This window comes from Pseudofrankia asymbiotica, from assembly GCF_001983105.1.
GTDB lineage: Bacteria > Actinomycetota > Actinomycetes > Frankiales > Frankiaceae > Pseudofrankia > Pseudofrankia asymbiotica.
The window spans coordinates 66210-83807 of sequence record NZ_MOMC01000019.1; the positions used below are offsets into that span (position 1 = coordinate 66210).

Below are 17598 nucleotides of genomic sequence, written 5' to 3' on the forward strand. Positions count from 1 at the left end.
CACCGCCGCTCCACGTGGCCGTCGTCGACAACAGGCATACACCGGCGGAGGATAGCCAGGCCGGCCATGGGCCGCGGGCCGCCGCTTGGACACCCCTGCGGCGGGAAGACGTCGATGTGGGTCGAGGCGTACGGACACAGGCAGGTCGGGCCGGAGACGAGGTGGCGCCGGATGAGCAGCGCGGACGCGGGTGGCGTGGAGACGTTCGACGTCGTCGTCATCGGGGCTGGGCCCGCCGGGGAGGTGGCCGCCGGCCGGCTCGCCGAGGCGGGGCTGTCGGTCGCGGTCGTCGAGCACGAGCGGGTGGGCGGCGAGTGCTCCTTCTGGGGCTGCATGCCCAGCAAGACGCTGCTGCGCCCCGGCGACGTGCTCGCCGCGGCGCGCCGCGTTCCGGGCGCGGCCTGCGCGGTGACAGGAGAGATCGACGCGGCCGCCGCGTTCGCCCGCCGGGACGAGATCGTCAGCGGCTTCTCCGACAGGGGCCAGACCCCCTGGCTGCGTGACCGCGGGGTGACGATCGTCCGGGGCCGGGGCCGGCTCGCCGGCCGGCGGCTCGTCGACGTCGACACGACCGAGACCGTGGTCCCGGAGGAGTCCGACGGGAAACCCCGCCGGCTGGCGGCACGCCGGGCGGTGGTGCTCGCGACCGGGACGACGGCGTTCAGACCGCCGATCCCGGGCCTGGCCGAGGTCGAGCCGTGGGACAACCGGTCCGCGACCGGTGCCACGACCGTTCCGCGCCGGATGGTCGTGCTGGGCGGCGGCGCCGTCGGCACCGAGCTCGCGCAGGGGTTCCGCCGGCTCGGCGTCGTCGAGGTGACGATCGTCGAGGGCCAGCCCCGGCTGCTCGCCCACGAGGAGCCGTTCGCCGGCAAGGAGGTCGCCGACGCTTTCGAGGCCGAGGGCATCGTCGTCCGGACCAGCCAGAAGGTCACCGCCGTGCGCCGTCAGCACGCGGCGCACGACGAGCATCGCGGCCCGGTCGTCGTCACGCTCGACAACGGCGACGAGGTGGAGGCCGACGAGATCCTCGTCGCCGTCGGCCGGCATCCCGCCACCGATGACCTGGGCCTGGAGACGGTCGGCCTGACGCCCGGCCGGCCGGTCGAGGTCGACAGCCACCTGCGCGCCGTCGGCGTGAAGACCGTGACCGGGACCGGATCCGGCGCGGACGCCGACGCGGCGGGCGGCGGTGGCGACGGAGCGGGCGTGGAGGACTGGCTGTTCGCCATCGGCGACGTGAACGGGCGGGCGCTGCTCACCCACATGGGCAAGTACCAGGCCCGCGTCGTCGCCGACATCGTCACCGGCCGCCGCGACGCCTCCGGGGCCGAGTCGGTCGAGGTCGCCGGCAGCCAGGCCATCCCCCGGGTGACGTTCACCGACCCGCAGGTCGCGGCCGTCGGCCTGACCGAGGCGGGAGCGCGCGACGCCGGCCTGCGGGTCCGGGCGGTATCGGTCCCGACCAGCGGCGTCGCCGGCTCGTCGGTACGCGGCGTCGGCCTCGTCGGCACGTCCCAGTTCGTCGTCGACGAGGACCGCCGGGTCATCGTCGGCGCCACCTTCACCGGCCAGGACGTTCAGGAGCTGCTCCACTCGGCCACGATCGCCCTGATCGGGAAGGTCCCTCTGGAGACCCTCTGGCACGCCGTCCCCTCGTTCCCCACCGTCAGCGAGGTCTGGCTTCGCCTCCTGGAGGCCTACGGCCTCTGACTCCGCCTCTGACAGGCCCGCCGCCCCGTTCCGTCGCCGGCATGATCGCGGTTTCGGTCCTCCGGCGGTTGTAACTGCCGCGGTTCCGCGACCACCGCGGGGCACGACAGGCGATCACATCCACGGGCGGGTGACGCGGCAGGGCGTCGTATGTTCGGTTCGGGTGGTCGCCAGTGGGAGGAGCGGGGTCCGATTCCTGCGCAGAAGCAGAGGCGGCGCAGCGCGGGCCTGCTGCTGTACCGAGACGTCGGGGGCGGGCTCGAGGTGCTCATCGCCCATATGGGCGGGCCGTTCTGGGCGCGCAAGGACGAGGCCGCCTGGTCGATCCCCAAGGGCGAGTACGAGCCGGACGAGGACCCACGCGCCGCCGCGGCCCGCGAGTTCGCGGAGGAGCTGGGATCAGCCCCGCCCGACGGCCCATGGATCGAGCTCGGTGACGTGCGCCAGTCCGGCGGGAAGGTCGTCACCGCCTACGCGCTGCGCGGCGACTTCGACCCGGCCACCGCGGTGAGCAACACCTTCGAGCTGGAATGGCCACGCGGCTCCGGCCGCGTCCAGGCCTTCCCCGAGGTGGACCGGGTCGCGTGGTGCGACCTCCCAGCCGCCCGCGCCAGACTCGTCCGCGGCCTGCTCCCCTTCCTCGACCGCCTCCTCGACCAGGTGGCCCCTCAGCCCTGACGTCGATCCGACGACAACCAACCGCGAGGACGGGCGGCCACCAGGGCAAGCGGCGGCGAGCACGAGCGGCGGCCAGGCAGTCGATATTGGGGCGGATTCGGGGTTCTCGCCCCAATATCAGCTGCTTCGCCGCCGCGTCCCACGGCTACCGGCGAGCGCCCCCGGTGGTCGCGGCCGGCGGGCGCGCGGCGCCGGTTGGGCGGGATGGGTGGAGCGGGGTCAGCTGGACGGCTTCTCGTGGTGGCCGCCGAACTGCTTGCGCATGGCGGAGAGGATCTTGTCGCTGTAGAGGGCCTCGCCGCGGGAGCTGAAGCGCTCGTAGAGGGACGCGGTGAGGACGTGCGCGGGGACGCCCTCCTCGACGGCGGCGAGCACCGTCCAGCGCCCCTCGCCGGAGTCCGACACCCGGCCGCCGAAGGTCGCCAGCTCCGGGTCCTCGACAAGGGCGACGGCGGTGAGGTCGAGCARCCAGGAGGCGACGACGCTGCCGCGCCGCCACACCTCGGCGACCTCCGGGATGTCGAAGTCGTACTGGTAGTACTCGGGATGCGTGAGCGGGGTGGTCTCCGCGTCGTGGTCGGCCGCCGAGGTCCTGCCGATCCCCGCCTTCTGCAGCACGCCGAGACCCTCGGCGAAGGCGGCCATCATCCCGTACTCGATGCCGTTGTGGATCATCTTGACGAAGTGGCCGCCGCCGACCGGGCCGCAGTGCAGGTAGCCCTGCTCGGCCTGGGTGGGTTCGCCCGAGCGGCCGGGGGTGCGCGGCGCCGCGTCGACGCCCGGGGCGATGGTGGCGAACAGCGGCTCCAGCCGCTTCACCACGTCCGGCTCGCCGCCGATCATCAGGCAGAAGCCGCGCTCCAGGCCGAAGACGCCACCCGACGTACCGACGTCGACGTAGTGGATGCCCTTCGGTACCAGCGCCTTGGCCCGCTCGATGTCGTCGCGGTAGTACGAGTTGCCGCCGTCGATGATGGTGTCGCCCGGCTCGAACAGGTCGGCCAGCTTGAAGACGGTGTCGCCGGTCAGCCCGGCGGGAACCATCACCCAGGCCGCGCGCGGGGTGGTCAGCGCCGCGGCGAACTCCTCCAGCGAGTTCGTCCCCGTCGCCCCCTCGGCCGCCAGCGCGGCGACGGCGTCCGCGTTGACGTCGTAGACGACGCACTCGTGGCCGCCTCGCGTGAGCCGGCGCACCAGGTTGGCGCCCATCCGGCCCAGGCCGATCATCCCCAGCTGCATGTCGCGTCTCCGCTCGTCCCCATGACGGGCGTCGCCGCCCGCCGCGTCCGCCGCCCTGTCGCCTACCGGCCTACCACCGGCCCGGCCGGCCCTACCCTCATACCCTCCGCGTACCCTCCGCGCCCGCCCGCCACGATCCGCGCGGGGCGTGGGGCGACGTGGTTCTTCCCAGCGGGAAGACCGGGCCGGCCAGCCGTGATCGCCTGGGTTCTTCATACTCCGTCCGTCACCGTCCCATCCGGGGGCTGGGCCAGTGGACCCGTCGACGTAACCGGTTCGCCACTCACCACCGCCCGAAGGACCGGAAGCGCTCGAAGGACCGGCCGGACACGGCGCCCCGCAACGGCGGCGGCGACTGGCCGGGGCGGTTCTTGATCCCGCGGCGGCCCCGGGTGTACACCCGGGAGAGCCCTCCTGCCCGCCGTCGATGACAGGCCTCGATGCCCCGTTGCGCCGAGGCCGGCCCGTGGCGCCGAGGCCGGCCGACAGGTCGGCGGGCACGTCGCGGCGGGTGTCCGTCGCGGGCGTCGACCCAGGACAGTGCCCCGAGTTGCCAGAGTTGACCGAGTTGCGTGAGATCCCGAGTTGGGTGAGACGGAGTGTCGCCGGCGATGACCGCTCAGGACGCGATACCGGACCAGATCCTCGTCAGCACGCCGCGCCGCCAGTTCGTCAATCATCCCGACGACGTCGTCGAGGAGGCGCTGGAGGGGCTGGAGGGCGCGTACCCCCGACTGATCCGCTGGAATCGGGACCCCAGCTTCGTCGCGCGCGCGCAGGCGGCGCCGCCCGGGCGGGTCGCGGTCATCTCCGGCGGCGGCTCCGGCCACGAGCCGTTGCACGTCGGCATGGTCGGCGAGGGCATGCTCGACGCCGCGGTCCCCGGCGCGGTGTTCGCGAGCCCGACCGCCGGCCAGATCCTGGCCGCCACCCAGTCCGTGTCCGGCGGCGCGGGGGTGGTGCACGTCGTCAAGAACTACACCGGCGACGTGCTGAACTTCGAGATCGCGGCCGAGTTCGCCACCGACGACGGGATCACCGTCCGCCAGATCCTCGTCGACGACGACCTGGCGACCACGTCGATGACGGGTGACGGCCCCGGCCGGCGGGGCACGGCCGCCACCGTCGTGGTCGAGAAGGTCGTCGGCGCCGCCGCGTCGGCCGGCGCCGACCTGGAGCGGGTCACCGCGATCGGCCGACGGGTCGCGGCGACATCGCGGTCCATGGCCGTGGCGCTCGCCGCCGGCGCGCATCCCGGCGCCGCGCGGCCGTCGTTCGACCTGCCCGCCGACGAGGTGGAGTTCGGCGTCGGCATCCATGGTGAGCGCGGCGTCGGCCGGCGCGCGTTCGCGCCCGCCGACGACCTCGCCGACCTGCTGGTCCGCCCGCTCGTCGCCGACCTGGCGATCGGCCGCGGTGACCGGGTCATCGCGATCACCAACGGCCTGGGCGCGACGACCGGGCTGGAGCTCGCCGTCATCCACCGCCGGGTGGCGAGGATCCTCGACGCCGCCGGCATCACGGTCGAGCGGGCGCTGGTCGGCCCGTATGTGACGTCGCTGGACATGGCCGGCTGCTCGGTGACCCTGACCAGGGCCGACGACGAGCTGCTCGCCCTCTGGGACGCTCCCGTCCGCACGATCGCGCTGAGCTGGTAGCCCGCGTGGCGCGACTGGACCCGCCGGGCCGGCGGGTCCTCGACTCAGGTGAGGCAGGTCGACATGGCCGGTACGGCGATCGGTGAGGGCGCGGGCGAGTGGGTTCCCGGCCAGGACGGTGCCCGCCCGGTGGACGACGCGCCCGAACGCGTCCACGCGGAACCCGACGCGCCCATCGGGCTCACCGGGCCCGACCAGGCCTGGCGGGAGGAGGCAGCGCGCGCGCTGGGCCGGCCGGCCGACCAGGGTCCCCGGGGAATCGCCGAAGCCGGCCTCGGAGGCCTGGGGCTCGACCTCGATGGGGCATACGCGTGGATCGCGTCCTTCCAGCGACGGTTCGAGGCGGAGGCCACCGAGCTCGGCGAGCTGGACCGCCGGGCCGGCGACGGCGACTTCGGCGCGAACATCCGCCGGGCGTTGCGCCGGGTGGAGCGGCGCCTCGACGAGGCGCCGCCGTCGGCCCCCGGCGAGCTGTTCCTCGGCGTCGCGCACGGCTTCCTGAACACCGGCGGCACCAGCGGCCCGCTGTTCGGCCTCTGGTTCCGCGGCATCGGCCAGGCCAGCGACGCGCCGGCGATGACGCTGGCCGAGCTGGCGAAGGGCGTCGACGTCGGCACGGCGACAGTCCAGCGCCTCGGCAAGGCCCGTCCCGGTGACAAGACCATGGTCGACGCCATGGCCCCCGCGGCCGACGCGCTCGCCGCGGCCGTCGCCGATGGCCTGAACGTGGCGGGAGGCATCGCGCTGGCCGCCGACGCCGCGCGCGCCGGCGCGCTCGCCACCGAGTCCATGCGCGCCCGCCGTGGCCGGGCCGCCTATGTCGGCGACGTCGCCCGCGGCGTTCTCGACCCCGGAGCCCTTACCGTCGCGCTCTTCTTCGACTCCGCGCTCGCCTAGGGCGCCGTCGCCGTCGGCGGCCGCGTCCTGGGCGGCCCGCGTCTTCGGCGGCAACGTCATTGGCGCAGCCAGGTATCTGGTTGCGACGCGCAGGCGGATCGCCGAAGGGTGATTCGCCAGTCCGCGTCAGAGCTCAGGAGTCGTTGACGCCCTGGTTCCGTCAAATGCCCGACCGAAAGTCCGGCTCTGTCCGGCGAGTGGCATATTCAGCCGTGCGCGGCGTCATTGCCCCGCGCTACCTCGCGGAACGGACAGGTGGGGGGCACCGCCGACGATGAGCGAAACCGGTGTTCGAGTTCAGGAACGGCGGCCGGGCGACCCGGAGGAACTCGGCCGCCATCGCGTGGTGGGTCGACTCGGCGCCGGCGGCATGGGCGTCGTCTTTCTCGCCGAAGGCCCTTTCGGGCGTGTGGCCGTCAAACTGATCCGGGAGGACCTCGCCGACGACCCGGAGTTCCGCCGCCGGTTCCAGCGGGAGGTCCAGGCCTGTTTCCGGGTCGGTGGCACGCGCACGGCGCGTCTCGTCGACTTCGATCTCGCCGCCACCCGCCCGTGGCTCGCGACGGAGTTCGTGGACGCGCCGAGCCTGGCCGATCAGGTACGCGAGCACGGGCGGCTCACCACCGATGACCAGCTCCTGCTGGCGTCCGGACTGGCCGAGGCACTGGTCTCGATCCATTCCACCGGCATGATCCACCGTGACCTCAAGCCGTCGAACGTGCTGTGGACCCCGCATGGGCCCAAGGTCATCGACTTCGGGATCGCGGCGGCGGCCGACGCGGCCGCGCTGACGACGAACGGGCACTTCGTAGGCACTCCCGGCTGGCACTCGCCGGAGCAGGTGTCCGGCCAGGAGGCGACGGGCGCCGCGGACATCTTCGCCTGGGGCTCGCTGATCTGCTACGCCGCGAGCGGTAGGGCACCGTTCGGCACCGGCCCGGTCGAGGTGATCCTGCACCGGGTCTCGTCGGGCGAGCCCAACATCGACCGTGAGCTGATCGCGCCGGCGCTGCGGGGGCTCGTGGTGAACGCGATGGCCCGTGAGGTGTCGGACCGGCCGACGGCGGCGGACCTGTACACGGCCCTCGTCGRCTCGGCACCCGGGGACGCCAGCGTCCCGGCGACGAGGATCCTCGCGGGCGGTCCCGGCGACACCCCGCCGTCGACTCCCGTGCCCGTCCCGAGCGCGGTCCCGCCCACGCCGCCGTGGTCCGCGACCGTCGCCGGCGGAACGGACGGACAGCCGGCCGCCGCGCCCGCGCCCCGGCGCCGCCGCCGGCTCCCCCTCGTTCTCGGGACCGCGGCCGTGGTCCTGCTCGCGGCGGCGGGCACCGTCATCGGCCTCCTGCTGACCAGCGGCGGCGGGGACGGCGACGACAGCGGCGGGAGCGGCGGCACCGACAACGGCGTCCAGTTCAGCGCGACCGCGCCCTGGCGGCTCACCGTCGACGACCAGATCGAGGGGGATGACCCTGGCTGCACCGTCGACCTGATCGAAACCGTCAGCGGCGAGAAGGGGCAGTTCGCCGATATCTACGGACGCAAGACCATGCAGGTCCCCGCCACCGGCGAGTTCAACTGGAGCGTCAGCCACGACTCGTGCGTCGTGACCGCCACCGCGGGTTCCGGCAGCGTCGCGCTGCCGTTCGCCCAGCAGGGCTATTCCGGCGACACGGACGCGTTCCAGGTCGAGGGACCGATCCAGGTCGACCCCGTCGACCTGGAGGCGGGAGCGGAGTGCGAGCTGACGCTGCGCGCGGTCGACGGCCGGACGCTGGACTTCGTCACGGCGCACGAGGGCGCGGGCCCGGTCCAGCTCGACCCCGGCCAGCCAGGCATGGTCTACCTGTCCGAACCGCCCTGCGGCGTGAAGGTCTCCGCCAACTGGTGACATGGGCCGGGTCGCGCGAGCGACCTTCCGGCCCGGCGTCATCTCAGGTGAGAGTCCGCGCGGCGAGGGAGGGGGCGTCACCCATGACGATCATGGGATGGCTGGCGGGTTTGAGCCAGCGAAGGATCGACCCCACTTCCTCCTGCGGAAGCGAGACGCAGCCCTTGGTGGGGGCCTCATGGTCGACGTGCAGCCAGATGTCGCCGCCCGCCCGCTCCCCGAGCGGTCGGGCCGGGTCCGACGGAGGCCGGCCGGGGATCCGGTTGTAGTCGATCGCGACGACATAGTTGAACGCCGCCGTCATCGGGTCGTCGAGATCACCGCTGCCAGCGGCGAAGAAGCTCGGCTGGTACTCGTAGGGCAGCGCGGTCCCCGGATCGGGCAGTTTGCCGCCCGCCGCCGTCAGGCTGAACACGCCGATCGGCGAGCGGCGGTCGCCCTCGTGGTGGCTGGTGGTCCAGCCGTTCGCGCCGTTGCGGCCGGAGAGCGGGAGCCCCTGGCGCGTCCAGGGCGACGGCTCGTCGGCACGCTGCCACAGCGTCACCGTGTTGGTGGTCGACGCCCGGCCGGGGGCGCTGACGAGGATGACCTGCCTGGTCTCGGCGGGCAGCCGCGAGGCGGCCCATTCGCCGACACCCGGGAGGGTGGCGCTGACCATGCTCGTGGCCGCGTCCCCCTCTCCGGAGCCGTCCGACCCACCAGACACCATGGTGCCGCCCACGCCGCCGTTGTCGAGACCCCCGGATGCTCCGGTTCCCGAGGCCGCGCTGGCGAAGGCCGCGCCCGGGCCCGGGGCGGCGAGCGCGAAACCGGCCGCGGCGGGTGAACGCTGCTCCGTGGACTGCTGGGTGGCTGGCTCGTGGTCGGACCCGACAAGTTGGAACGCGCCCGCGGTGCCCACGACGAGGGTGGCACCGACGGCGGCCACGCTKACCACCATTCCGCGGCGGGAACGGGGCCAACGCCGCCCGATCTGGCGGTCACTCCGGTGTGAGGCCATTCCTGCGACTCCCTCACGTCAGTCACGGGCGGCCTGYGTGCCACCCGGTCCCGCTTCCGGCGTTCCTTCCGCCCCGGACGGGGCCTCGTCCTCCCGCCAGCCTCCCACCTCGGCAATTCGCTCGCCGAGGTGCCCGATGTCAACCAGGCGGGGCTTTCAGCACGGGACCGACACGCCGCTCGCCCTGTGTCGGGCGCCATGTGTCAYGGCATCAGCGGCCCTGTCGACACGAACGGCATCAGCGGCACTACTTGCGGAAACCTACACGGTCGACGTTAACTCGCCGAAAATCCATCACCGACGATACGCAACCGGACACGCTGTGACAGCACCGACTCGCCTGGCTTTATGTCGCCACGCCGAAGATGACACATGAGGATCACAGCGGACGGACCGGCGGCCATGGCGCTCCGCGTGACGAAACGCACCGGAAAAATGATCAGCCCGCGAACACGCGCACCGACGGCCGCGACCGCCGCAGGTATCGCGCCAGCACGGCCCGGGAACCCTCGTTTCACCAGGTCACCGCGATCCCTTGCTCAGCTCGTCGGCCACCCCCGGGGCGAGCGGTGACGGCCGGCATCCCCTGTGCACCCGCAACATCGGCCGATCTACAGTCCGGTAAGGTCAACAAGACCCCACGGGCGGGCAAAATGAGCGCCATGGGCGAAGATGAACGACTGCCACCGGGGAACAGGCAGGTGACCGGGTGACCACTCCGCGGGCCGACGCGCTCAGGGAGGATCTCCTCGCCAGGCTCTTCGAGCCGGCCGAGCGCTGGGGCTGGGAGTTCGCCCCGCCGCACGGTGCCGTCCCGTCCCCGGAGGCCGGCCAGCCGCCGGTCTACGCGGACCCACCCGGGCCGTACGTCGCCGGCCTGGAACACCTGAGAGCGGACTCCCTCGGCAAGATCTGGAAGCCCATCACCGGCGGCATCTTCGTCCTCGGCGGGCTCGCCATCCTGGGTGCCTCGGTCGGCCTCGGGCTGTTCACCCTGCTCGTCGGCGCCGCGTTCTTCGCCTGGTGGTACCTGCCCTACCGGTCGGCGGACACCAAGCTCAAGAACATCATGGACGCCTACGCCGCGGAGGTCGCCCAGCACCGCGACGACTACCGACGCGTGTACGGCGACTGGCAGCGGCGGGTCGCCCACCACGACGAGGCCGAGCAGGACCGGCTCGCCTCGGGACTGGACTTCTACCCCCTCGACGCCTCGACGGCGCCGCGGGTGGACGTGTTCGGCGGCACCGCCGCCGGCTGGACGAGCCTGCTCGCCACCGGCGGCGCCTCCCTGCTCGCCACCGGGGCCGGCGTCCTGCTGGTCGACCTCAGCGAGCTGGCTGTGGGCGCCGGCCTCGTGATGGTCGCGAACGGAGCCGGCGTGCCCGCCGAGGTCCGGGAGCTGCCCCGCTCGCTGGAGAGGCTCGACCCGCTGGCCGGACTGGACCCGATCGACGCCGCCGAGCTGCTCGCCGACGCCTTCGACGCGGACCGTCGCGGTGGTAGCGACCCCACGCTGCGCGCGATCGACCTCAGCATCCTGCGGGCCGTCACCCGGTCGATCAGCATGCCGCTGACCTTCTCCCGGCTCGCCGCGGCGCTACGCGTCGTCAACAGCCAGAGCGCGGCCGTCGACGAGGGCGTGTTCACCGCCTACGAGGTCCAGGCGCTGCAGCAGGGAATGTTCGACCTCGGCCAGCGTGACCGCATCGCCGACCAGGCCAGCTTCCTCGGCACCGAGCTGGACACGCTCGCCGGGCGGGACGCGGCGCGGCCAGCGGAGCTGGCGGACCCGGCCGAGCTGGAAAGCGCCCAGACCCCCTGGTGGGGAGCGCCCGGCCTACGGGTCCTCGCGACGAGCAGCCAGGGTCCCGGCGGCGCCCGGCGCAAGGACCTCACCGACCGCGTCCTCATCCAGGTGCTGCTGCACCGGCTGCGCGGCCGCGGCCGGGACGGCGCCCGGGACACCCTGGTCATCGCCGGCGCGGACCACGTCGGCCGGCAGTCCCTGCAGGCGCTGATCAAGCAGGCCGAGCTCGCCCGGATCCGCCTCGTCCTGCTGTTCGAGCACCTCGGCGACGACGCGGAGAGACTGATCGGCACCGGCGGCAGCGCGACGATCTTCATGCGCCTGGGCAACTCCCGCGAGGCGGCGCTCGCGGCCGACCACATCGGCAAGGGCCACCGGTTCGTGCTCTCCCAGCTGACCGAACAGATCGGCAGGAACTTCAACGAGGGCCTCAGCAACACCTACGGCGAACAGGACGGCACGGCCGAGACCAAGGGCAAGAGCGGCGGAAGGCACTTCGGCGGGGGCGGCAAGGGCGAGAACAGCGGCTGGAACGAGTCGACCACCACGTCGCACTCGTCGACCTGGTCGAACACGGTGAACGTCAGCGCCGGGATGTCGCACACCGCCGGCTCGACCCTGCAGCGCGAGAAGGACTACACCGTCGAGCCGACCGTGCTGCAGAGCCTCGCGCCGACCGCGTTCATCCTGGTCGGCACCGGCGAAGGCGAAGCCCGCGTCCGCCCCGGCGACTGCAACCCCGGTGTGGTGCTGCTCCCCCGGGTCTCCGGGCAGGCCCGGGAGATCACCGCCGGCCGGACCGCTCCCGGACCGAGCTACGTCAACGCCGGTGCGCAGCAGATCCCGGCGCCGCAGCAGGGCTACCAGAACCCCTACGGGCAGCGGGCGTATCCGGGCCAGCCCGGCTACCCCCAGCAGGGCTACCCGACGGGCCCTCACCACCAGCAGCCGCCGCCGTACGGCTGGCCCGGCCAGCAGCGGTAGGCCGGGACGAGCGAGATGCTGGACGGATTCCGGTTCCACCGGCTGCTCTCCGCGCCCCGCCCGCCCGACTCGACGGACCGCCCCGACCCCGCGCCGGCCCAGTTGTTCGCCGCGCTCCTCGCGGCGCACGCGGACCTGACCAGCGACGCCTCCGGCGGTGCCACCGCCGCCGGAGGCCCCGGCGGTCCGGCTGGCGCTGTCGGTCCGGCTGGCCCAGGCCGGCCGGCTGGCGCTGTCGGTCCGGCTGGCTTTGTCAGTCCGGCTGGTCCGGGCCGGCCGGCTGCCGGTATTGGTCGTCCTACTGATGGCATCGGTCTGACTGGCGATGACCCAGCGATAGCGGTCTGTTGGGTACGCGTACCCGGAGACCCGCATATCCGGGTCCTCGTCGGCGGCCGGCCGTACTTCCCACCGGCGCGGGCTGGCGCGGGCGACACGCCCGGCGAGGCGTCCCCCGTGCTCTATCCGCCGGGCAGCAGGGGCGCCCCGGTCCGCGGCACGGACGTCGCCGCCACCCTGGCCAGCCTGCCCTGCTGGCTGCGCTGCGAGGGAACGGCCGATGCCCTGTGGGCCGCCCCGGACGCGAGCGGCTCAGCAGGTCCCCCGGGTCGGGCGGCCGGCCTGGACGGCCCCGCGCGGCACGGCTCGTTCGACGACTACGCGGCCCACCTGCCGGGGGCCTACGCCTGGCTGGTGATCGCGCGGCCGGTGCCGGCCGCCGCCGTCGACGAGGAGCGCGAGGGCATCCTGCGCATGATCCCGTTCCTCCGCCAGCATGAGCAGCGCGGTGACGAGCACAGCCGGCTGGAGGTCAACCGGGCCGAGGCCCGATACCGCGAGCTCACGCGGTCGCGCGCGGCCGGCATGTGGGACGTCCGGGTGCTCGTCGGCGGCCCCGACCCGGCGGCGGCCAGGACGACCGCCACCCTGCTGTGCGGCGCCGGCGACCTGGATGGCCTGCCATACCTGCTCACACCACGCACGGCCGAGGTGACCTCGTTCGCGGGGGCGCTCGGCACCGCGGAGAAGCCCAGGATGGCGAACGGGCCGGGTCTGGGTGGCCGGCCCGCCGCGGGCGTCGAGGCGACGTTCCCGTTCCGCGCGAGCGGTGAGCTCGTCGCCGCGCTCGCGCGCCCACCGCGGCGGGAACTGCCCGGGATCACGCTGGTCACCCCGCACACGTTCGACGTCACCCCCGAGGGGTCCATACCGGCGAGCGAGCCGATGGCGCCGGCCACCGTCACCGTCCACGAAGGAAGCCCGACCGGGCGGGGGCTGGGCCAGGGGCAGGGGCTGGTGCTCGGCCAGGTGCTCGACGCCTCGTGGTCCGCGGCCGGTGTGCTGCCGGTGCCGCGTGCCACGCTCAACAGGCACGGCTTCGTCTGTGGGGCGACGGGCTCGGGCAAGTCGCAGACGGTCCGTTCCCTGCTGGAGTCGCTGGCCCGCTCCGCCGAGCCGGTGCCCTGGCTAGTGCTGGAGCCGGCGAAGGCCGAGTACGCCCGCATGGCGGGCCGGCTCGCCGGCCACAGCGATGTCCTGGTGATCAGGCCAGGACGCCTCGACGCCCCGCCCGCCGGGCTCAACCCGCTGGAGCCGGAGCCGGGGTTTCCGCTGCAGAGCCACATCGACCTGGTGCGTGCGCTGTTCCTGGCGGCGTTCGAGGCACACGAGCCGTTCCCGCAGGTCCTCGCCCGAGCGCTCACCGTCTGCTACGCGGAGGCCGGCTGGGACCTGGTGGCCGGCCGGATGCGCCCCGAGCACCGGCCGCGGTTCCGGGACGACGAGCCCCTGGTGCCGGTCCGGCCCCGGTACCCGACGCTCGGCGACCTGCGGCGCACGGCCGCCAGGGTGGTCGAGAACATCGGGTACGGCGCCGAGGTGACGGCGGATGTGCGCGGCTTCGTCGACGTGCGGATCGGCTCGCTGCGCGAGGGCACGCCGGGACGTTTCTTCGAGGGCGGCCACCCGCTCGACGTCGGCGCCCTGCTGACCCGCAATGTGGTGTTCGAGCTCGAGGACATCACCAATGACCAGGACAAGGCGTTCCTGCTCGGCGTCGTGCTCATCCGGATCGTCGAACACCTGCGTGTCAGGCACGGCGCCTCCGGGACGGACGAGCTGCGCCACGTGCTCGTCGTCGAGGAGGCCCACCGGCTGCTCAGGAACGTCGAGGACGGCCCGGCGGCGGCCGCGGTGGAACTCTTCGCGTCACTGCTCGCCGAGATCCGCGCCTACGGCGAGGGTGTGATCGTCGTCGAGCAGATCCCCTCGAAGATCCTGCCCGACGTCCTGAAGAACACGGCGCTGAAGGTGATGCACCGACTGCCGTCCGCCGAGGACCGCCAGACCGTCGGCGCGACGATGAACCTGCGCGAGGAACAGTCCGAGCTGGTCGTGTCCCTCCCGCCGGGTGTCGCGGCGGTCGCGGTCGACGGGATGGACCGCCCTGTACTGACCAGGATGACCCCGGGCACGCACCGGGAGTCGACCGAGCACGCCCGCTACGACGCCGCCCCGCTCGCCGGCCGCCGCAGCCCGCTGTGCGGCGCCGACTGCCACATCCGCGCCGCCTGCACCCTCGACCAGGTCAACGACGCGGCCCACCTGGCCGACGAACCACGTCTCGTCGTCTGGGTCGAGGCCGTCGCCGCCCACCAGGTCACCGGACTCGCGCATCTGCTCGGCCAGGCGCCGCCCGCGCCCGTCGAGGCGCTGCGCGCCGAGCTCACCGCACTCCCGGCACGCACCCTGGACTGCCTGCTCGCCCACGTCGTCGACCGCGCCGTCGCCGCCCGCGTCATCCTCCTACGACCCGACGTCGACCCCGACGACTTCGCCGCCCGCCTCGCCCACACCCTGCGCCGCATCCTCGCCAACGCTCCCCCGGACAACGCCGACACCCGCCGCTGGACCGCCGGCGCCTACCGCTGGATGGATGTCCGCCAGGCCCTGGCACGGGCCGCGAGACATCCAGATGCCGGCGACGGTCCGCACCCCGAGACCCCGGATTGGCTCCGGCGACGGCTGTCACTCGCGGGTGAGACGGTCCTGGACCAGTACGCCGAGCTACGCGACAGCGCGCTCTTCTCTGAGCACAGTGATCTCGTCAGCGTTGGAGATCCGGTCATATCGGGGCTGGTCACCGCGGTACGCGCGCTCAGCGGCGGCATAACACCGAACGATGTTCGCGCGGGGCTCCGGCTGTCGTGCGCCGGCACAGTCCTCGACGAGCTGGCCTTCCAGATCGCGGACCTGCTCGACGCACGTTCCGACCTGGCGAGGAGTTGACGCGGTGGCTGCCGACCGGCCGAAGACCACGGATGTTCCGCCGCCGCCGCCTCCGCCTCCGCCCGAGTCGACCACCGAGCACAGTGCGGCGGCGCTCGATCGCCGCGTCGCCCGGGGCTCAGCCCGCGCGGACGATGCCCCACGCCAAAACCGGGCCGGCCCGGGAGTAGTCGGTGACGGCGACCGCGACGAGCCAGGCAGGCCAGATGGCGGCCCGGACTCGACAGCGCGGGAGCGACCGCCCACCGTGGAGGACAAGGCCGCACGGTTTGATGCCGTTCCCGGCGACCGAAGGACCGGTCCTACCGACACATATCGGGCCCAGGACCAACGTCCATCGCTTGAGTCCGAGCGAACAGTGCCTCGAACCGTCGACRYCGCGCCGCAGGAYAAGTTCAGTCGGCTCGAGGCCGGCCCGCCTCGGGAGATCCCCCCGCGCCCGGAGATCAACGAGAAGGTCTACGAGCACATTCTCCACGGCGAATGGAACAAGAAAGGGAAGCCAGTCGGATTTCACAGCGCGCCCGACGGCAATCCGCCGAGCGACCGCCGCGTTGACACCGTCGTCCACCAGAACAACAACGGCACATATCGGGCGGATGTGTCGTTCAGGGAGCCGACGACGGGAGATTGGGTTCGTAAGYCCGTACCGCGGCACAGCATGTTCCCCGACAGCTGGTCGGCGAGCGACGTCCGGGACGTARTCGACCAGGCGTACACGGACGCCTATGATCATAAGATAGGACCGGCCTTGGCGCGAGGTGATCCCCTATCCGGCCCAGGAAAGCAGTGGACCGGAGAATCACGTGGCGTTTTAGTACAGTTCTATGTCGATCCATCGGGGGCGCCGCGCACCGCGTTCCCGGCCAGAGACCAGCCTTAGAAAGGACATCGGATGGAGAACACTGACTGGAGGTTCTACGAAACACCAGACGGGTCGATCGACGTGGATCCACCCGCACATATAGACCCCGCCACGCGGACACTGGTCCGGACCGCCATCCTGGACTGGCTCTTCACCGATGTCGGCCGTTCTCCGACTGGCATCGCCGAATATCGGTCCGCCCTAGCGGAAGCGCAGTCCAACGGTTCGCCGACGGTCATCGGAAACGGGACGGCGCAGACGCTCGCGGCCGATCGGGTCATCCTGGAGTCCCTTTACGAGCAGTGGGACGACGTGACTCTGAGTGGCGACGACTTCGAGCGCGTGCTCGACAACTACCAGGCCTTCATCGTCGGGCGCGCTGACGATCGCGTGTGACGGAGGTCAATGCGAGGCCGAGGCTTCGGACGCTCGGCCGCCCGGYGGGAGCAGCCGGGCCACGGGAGGCCACATTGGTACTGGTGCGGCGATGAGCCTTCGGGCCGCGACGACGCGACCGGACGTACAACTGGGAGCCGGTGGCGGCAAATTCGGCGGATTTGGTGCGCACACCGGCTTCGACGGTCTCCACTCAGTGGAGGCGTGTTCGTCGGTGTAGCGACGGACGTCTCGGGTGACTTTCGTCGCTTTACATCAGAGCCCTAACAGGGCGGGCATGACGAGGTGTACGGATCGCGCACCGACGCGGTGGCACGGTGCGCCGTTTTCTTGGCAATCCGTCGAGCACCGTGCCAGATTCCTACTAGGAGACGCGTCGTGATACCCGAGACCGCACGAGTCAACCTGATCGTCCTTTACTCAGATGACATCGAGGCTTGTCGAACATTCTATGAAAATCTTGGCCTGAGATTTATTTTCGAACAGCATGACAATGGTCCGTATCACTTTGCCACCGCGTTCGGCGACGGCGGGGGTCTTGAACTTTATCCCGCGGGTAATAGKGGCCCAACGAGCGTGCTCCGAATCGGGATCACCGTTCCCCGTGGTCTGCCGAAAGACCGCCGACTCGCCAAGGGCACGCATCTGCTACGTGATCCTGACAATCGAACGGTCGAAGTCACGGTCGTGTAGGTGCGATCAGCGAAATGACTCTTTGAGCCGAGCTGGCCCGCGCCCGGCTCGGTCACGGTAAGCGGGACGAGGGGTTCTGGTGGGACAGATCGAGAATGCCGAGGTTTTGCAGGCAGAGCTGCGTCGGCTCGTCCGGGCCGACGCGCGCGGCCCCGAACTGGTGACGACGATGGCAGGCTTCGACGTCGCCTACGACACCGACACGGATCTGCTCGCGACCGCAGTTGTCGTCCTCGCCGCGCCCGGCTGAGAGGCCGTCTCGTCGGCCACGGTAGTTGGGCGGGCCGCTTTCCCCACGTCCCGCTTGCTGTCGTTCCGGGAGTCGCCACCGCTGCTGGAGGCGTGGGAGACCGATCTTCCCCGGCTCGCCGCGCCGCCCGATCTGCTGCCTGACTTGGCACACGGTTCCGCGGAACGCCGAGATCCACACGGTTCCGCGGAACGCCGAGATCCACACGGTTCCGCGGAACGCCGAGATCCACACGG

General features: G+C 72.3%; 13 protein-coding genes. 11 read left to right on the top strand and 2 right to left on the bottom strand.

Features of this window, described 5'->3' with window-relative positions:
* Positions 1–171: 171 nt before the first annotated feature.
* Together BL253_RS11250 and BL253_RS11255 are read left to right on the top strand one after the other, a co-directional pair.
* Positions 172–1713 carry a dihydrolipoyl dehydrogenase family protein gene (locus BL253_RS11250; protein ID WP_076816189.1) on the top strand — a complete coding sequence of 514 codons (1542 nt, stop codon included), beginning with the start codon at positions 172–174 and terminating at the stop codon, positions 1711–1713.
* Between the two features lie 150 nt (positions 1714–1863).
* Positions 1864–2391, top strand: coding sequence for an NUDIX hydrolase (locus BL253_RS11255; protein ID WP_198946237.1), 528 nt, complete (start codon positions 1864–1866; stop codon positions 2389–2391).
* 219 nt (positions 2392–2610) lie between these two features.
* Here BL253_RS11255 and gnd read toward each other — a convergent pair whose 3' ends face one another.
* A complete protein-coding gene (gene gnd / locus BL253_RS11260; protein WP_076816158.1) occupies positions 2611–3630 on the bottom strand; it encodes a phosphogluconate dehydrogenase (NAD(+)-dependent, decarboxylating) in 1020 nt (339 codons plus the stop codon).
* A 611-nt stretch (positions 3631–4241) separates the two neighbouring features.
* Here gnd and BL253_RS11265 point away from each other — a divergent pair.
* The 3 genes from BL253_RS11265 (at position 4242) to BL253_RS11275 (ending at position 8076) form a co-directional block, all read left to right on the top strand.
* Entirely contained in the window at positions 4242–5288 is a 1047-nt protein-coding gene (locus BL253_RS11265; RefSeq protein WP_076816193.1) for a dihydroxyacetone kinase subunit DhaK, read from the top strand.
* A gap of 63 nt (positions 5289–5351) precedes the next feature.
* Positions 5352–6185, top strand: coding sequence for a dihydroxyacetone kinase subunit DhaL (gene dhaL, locus BL253_RS11270; protein ID WP_081438229.1), 834 nt, complete (start codon positions 5352–5354; stop codon positions 6183–6185).
* Between the two features lie 274 nt (positions 6186–6459).
* Positions 6460–8076, top strand: a complete 1617-nt coding sequence (locus BL253_RS11275) for a serine/threonine-protein kinase (RefSeq protein WP_076816160.1) — start codon at positions 6460–6462, stop codon at positions 8074–8076.
* Between the two features lie 43 nt (positions 8077–8119).
* Here the strand turns inward: BL253_RS11275 and BL253_RS11280 are convergent, their stop codons facing one another.
* Entirely contained in the window at positions 8120–9004 is an 885-nt protein-coding gene (locus tag BL253_RS11280) for a hypothetical protein (RefSeq protein WP_338013705.1), read from the bottom strand.
* Between the two features lie 781 nt (positions 9005–9785).
* Between BL253_RS11280 and BL253_RS11285 the strand changes: the two genes are divergently transcribed.
* The 6 genes from BL253_RS11285 (at position 9786) to BL253_RS43655 (ending at position 17362) form a co-directional block, all read left to right on the top strand.
* Positions 9786–11870 carry a proline-rich domain-containing protein gene (locus BL253_RS11285; protein WP_076816163.1) on the top strand — a complete coding sequence of 695 codons (2085 nt, stop codon included), beginning with the start codon at positions 9786–9788 and terminating at the stop codon, positions 11868–11870.
* 15 nt (positions 11871–11885) lie between these two features.
* A complete protein-coding gene (locus BL253_RS11290) occupies positions 11886–15158 on the top strand; it encodes an ATP-binding protein (protein WP_076816165.1) in 3273 nt (1090 codons plus the stop codon).
* Complete coding sequence (locus BL253_RS45340) at positions 15052–16041, top strand: EndoU domain-containing protein (RefSeq protein ID WP_081438225.1); 990 nt, start codon at positions 15052–15054, stop codon at positions 16039–16041. The genes BL253_RS11290 and BL253_RS45340 overlap by 107 nt, the downstream gene beginning before the upstream one ends.
* Before the next feature lie 12 nt (positions 16042–16053).
* Positions 16054–16419, top strand: coding sequence for a YacL family protein (locus BL253_RS11300; protein WP_076816168.1), 366 nt, complete (start codon positions 16054–16056; stop codon positions 16417–16419).
* A 378-nt stretch (positions 16420–16797) separates the two neighbouring features.
* Complete coding sequence (locus tag BL253_RS11305) at positions 16798–17112, top strand: VOC family protein (protein ID WP_076816169.1); 315 nt, start codon at positions 16798–16800, stop codon at positions 17110–17112.
* Positions 17113–17191: 79 nt separating this feature from the next.
* Positions 17192–17362 (top strand): endonuclease V, encoded by a 171-nt coding sequence (locus BL253_RS43655; protein ID WP_241834710.1) that lies wholly within the window; start codon positions 17192–17194, stop codon positions 17360–17362.
* Positions 17363–17598: the final 236 nt, after the last annotated feature.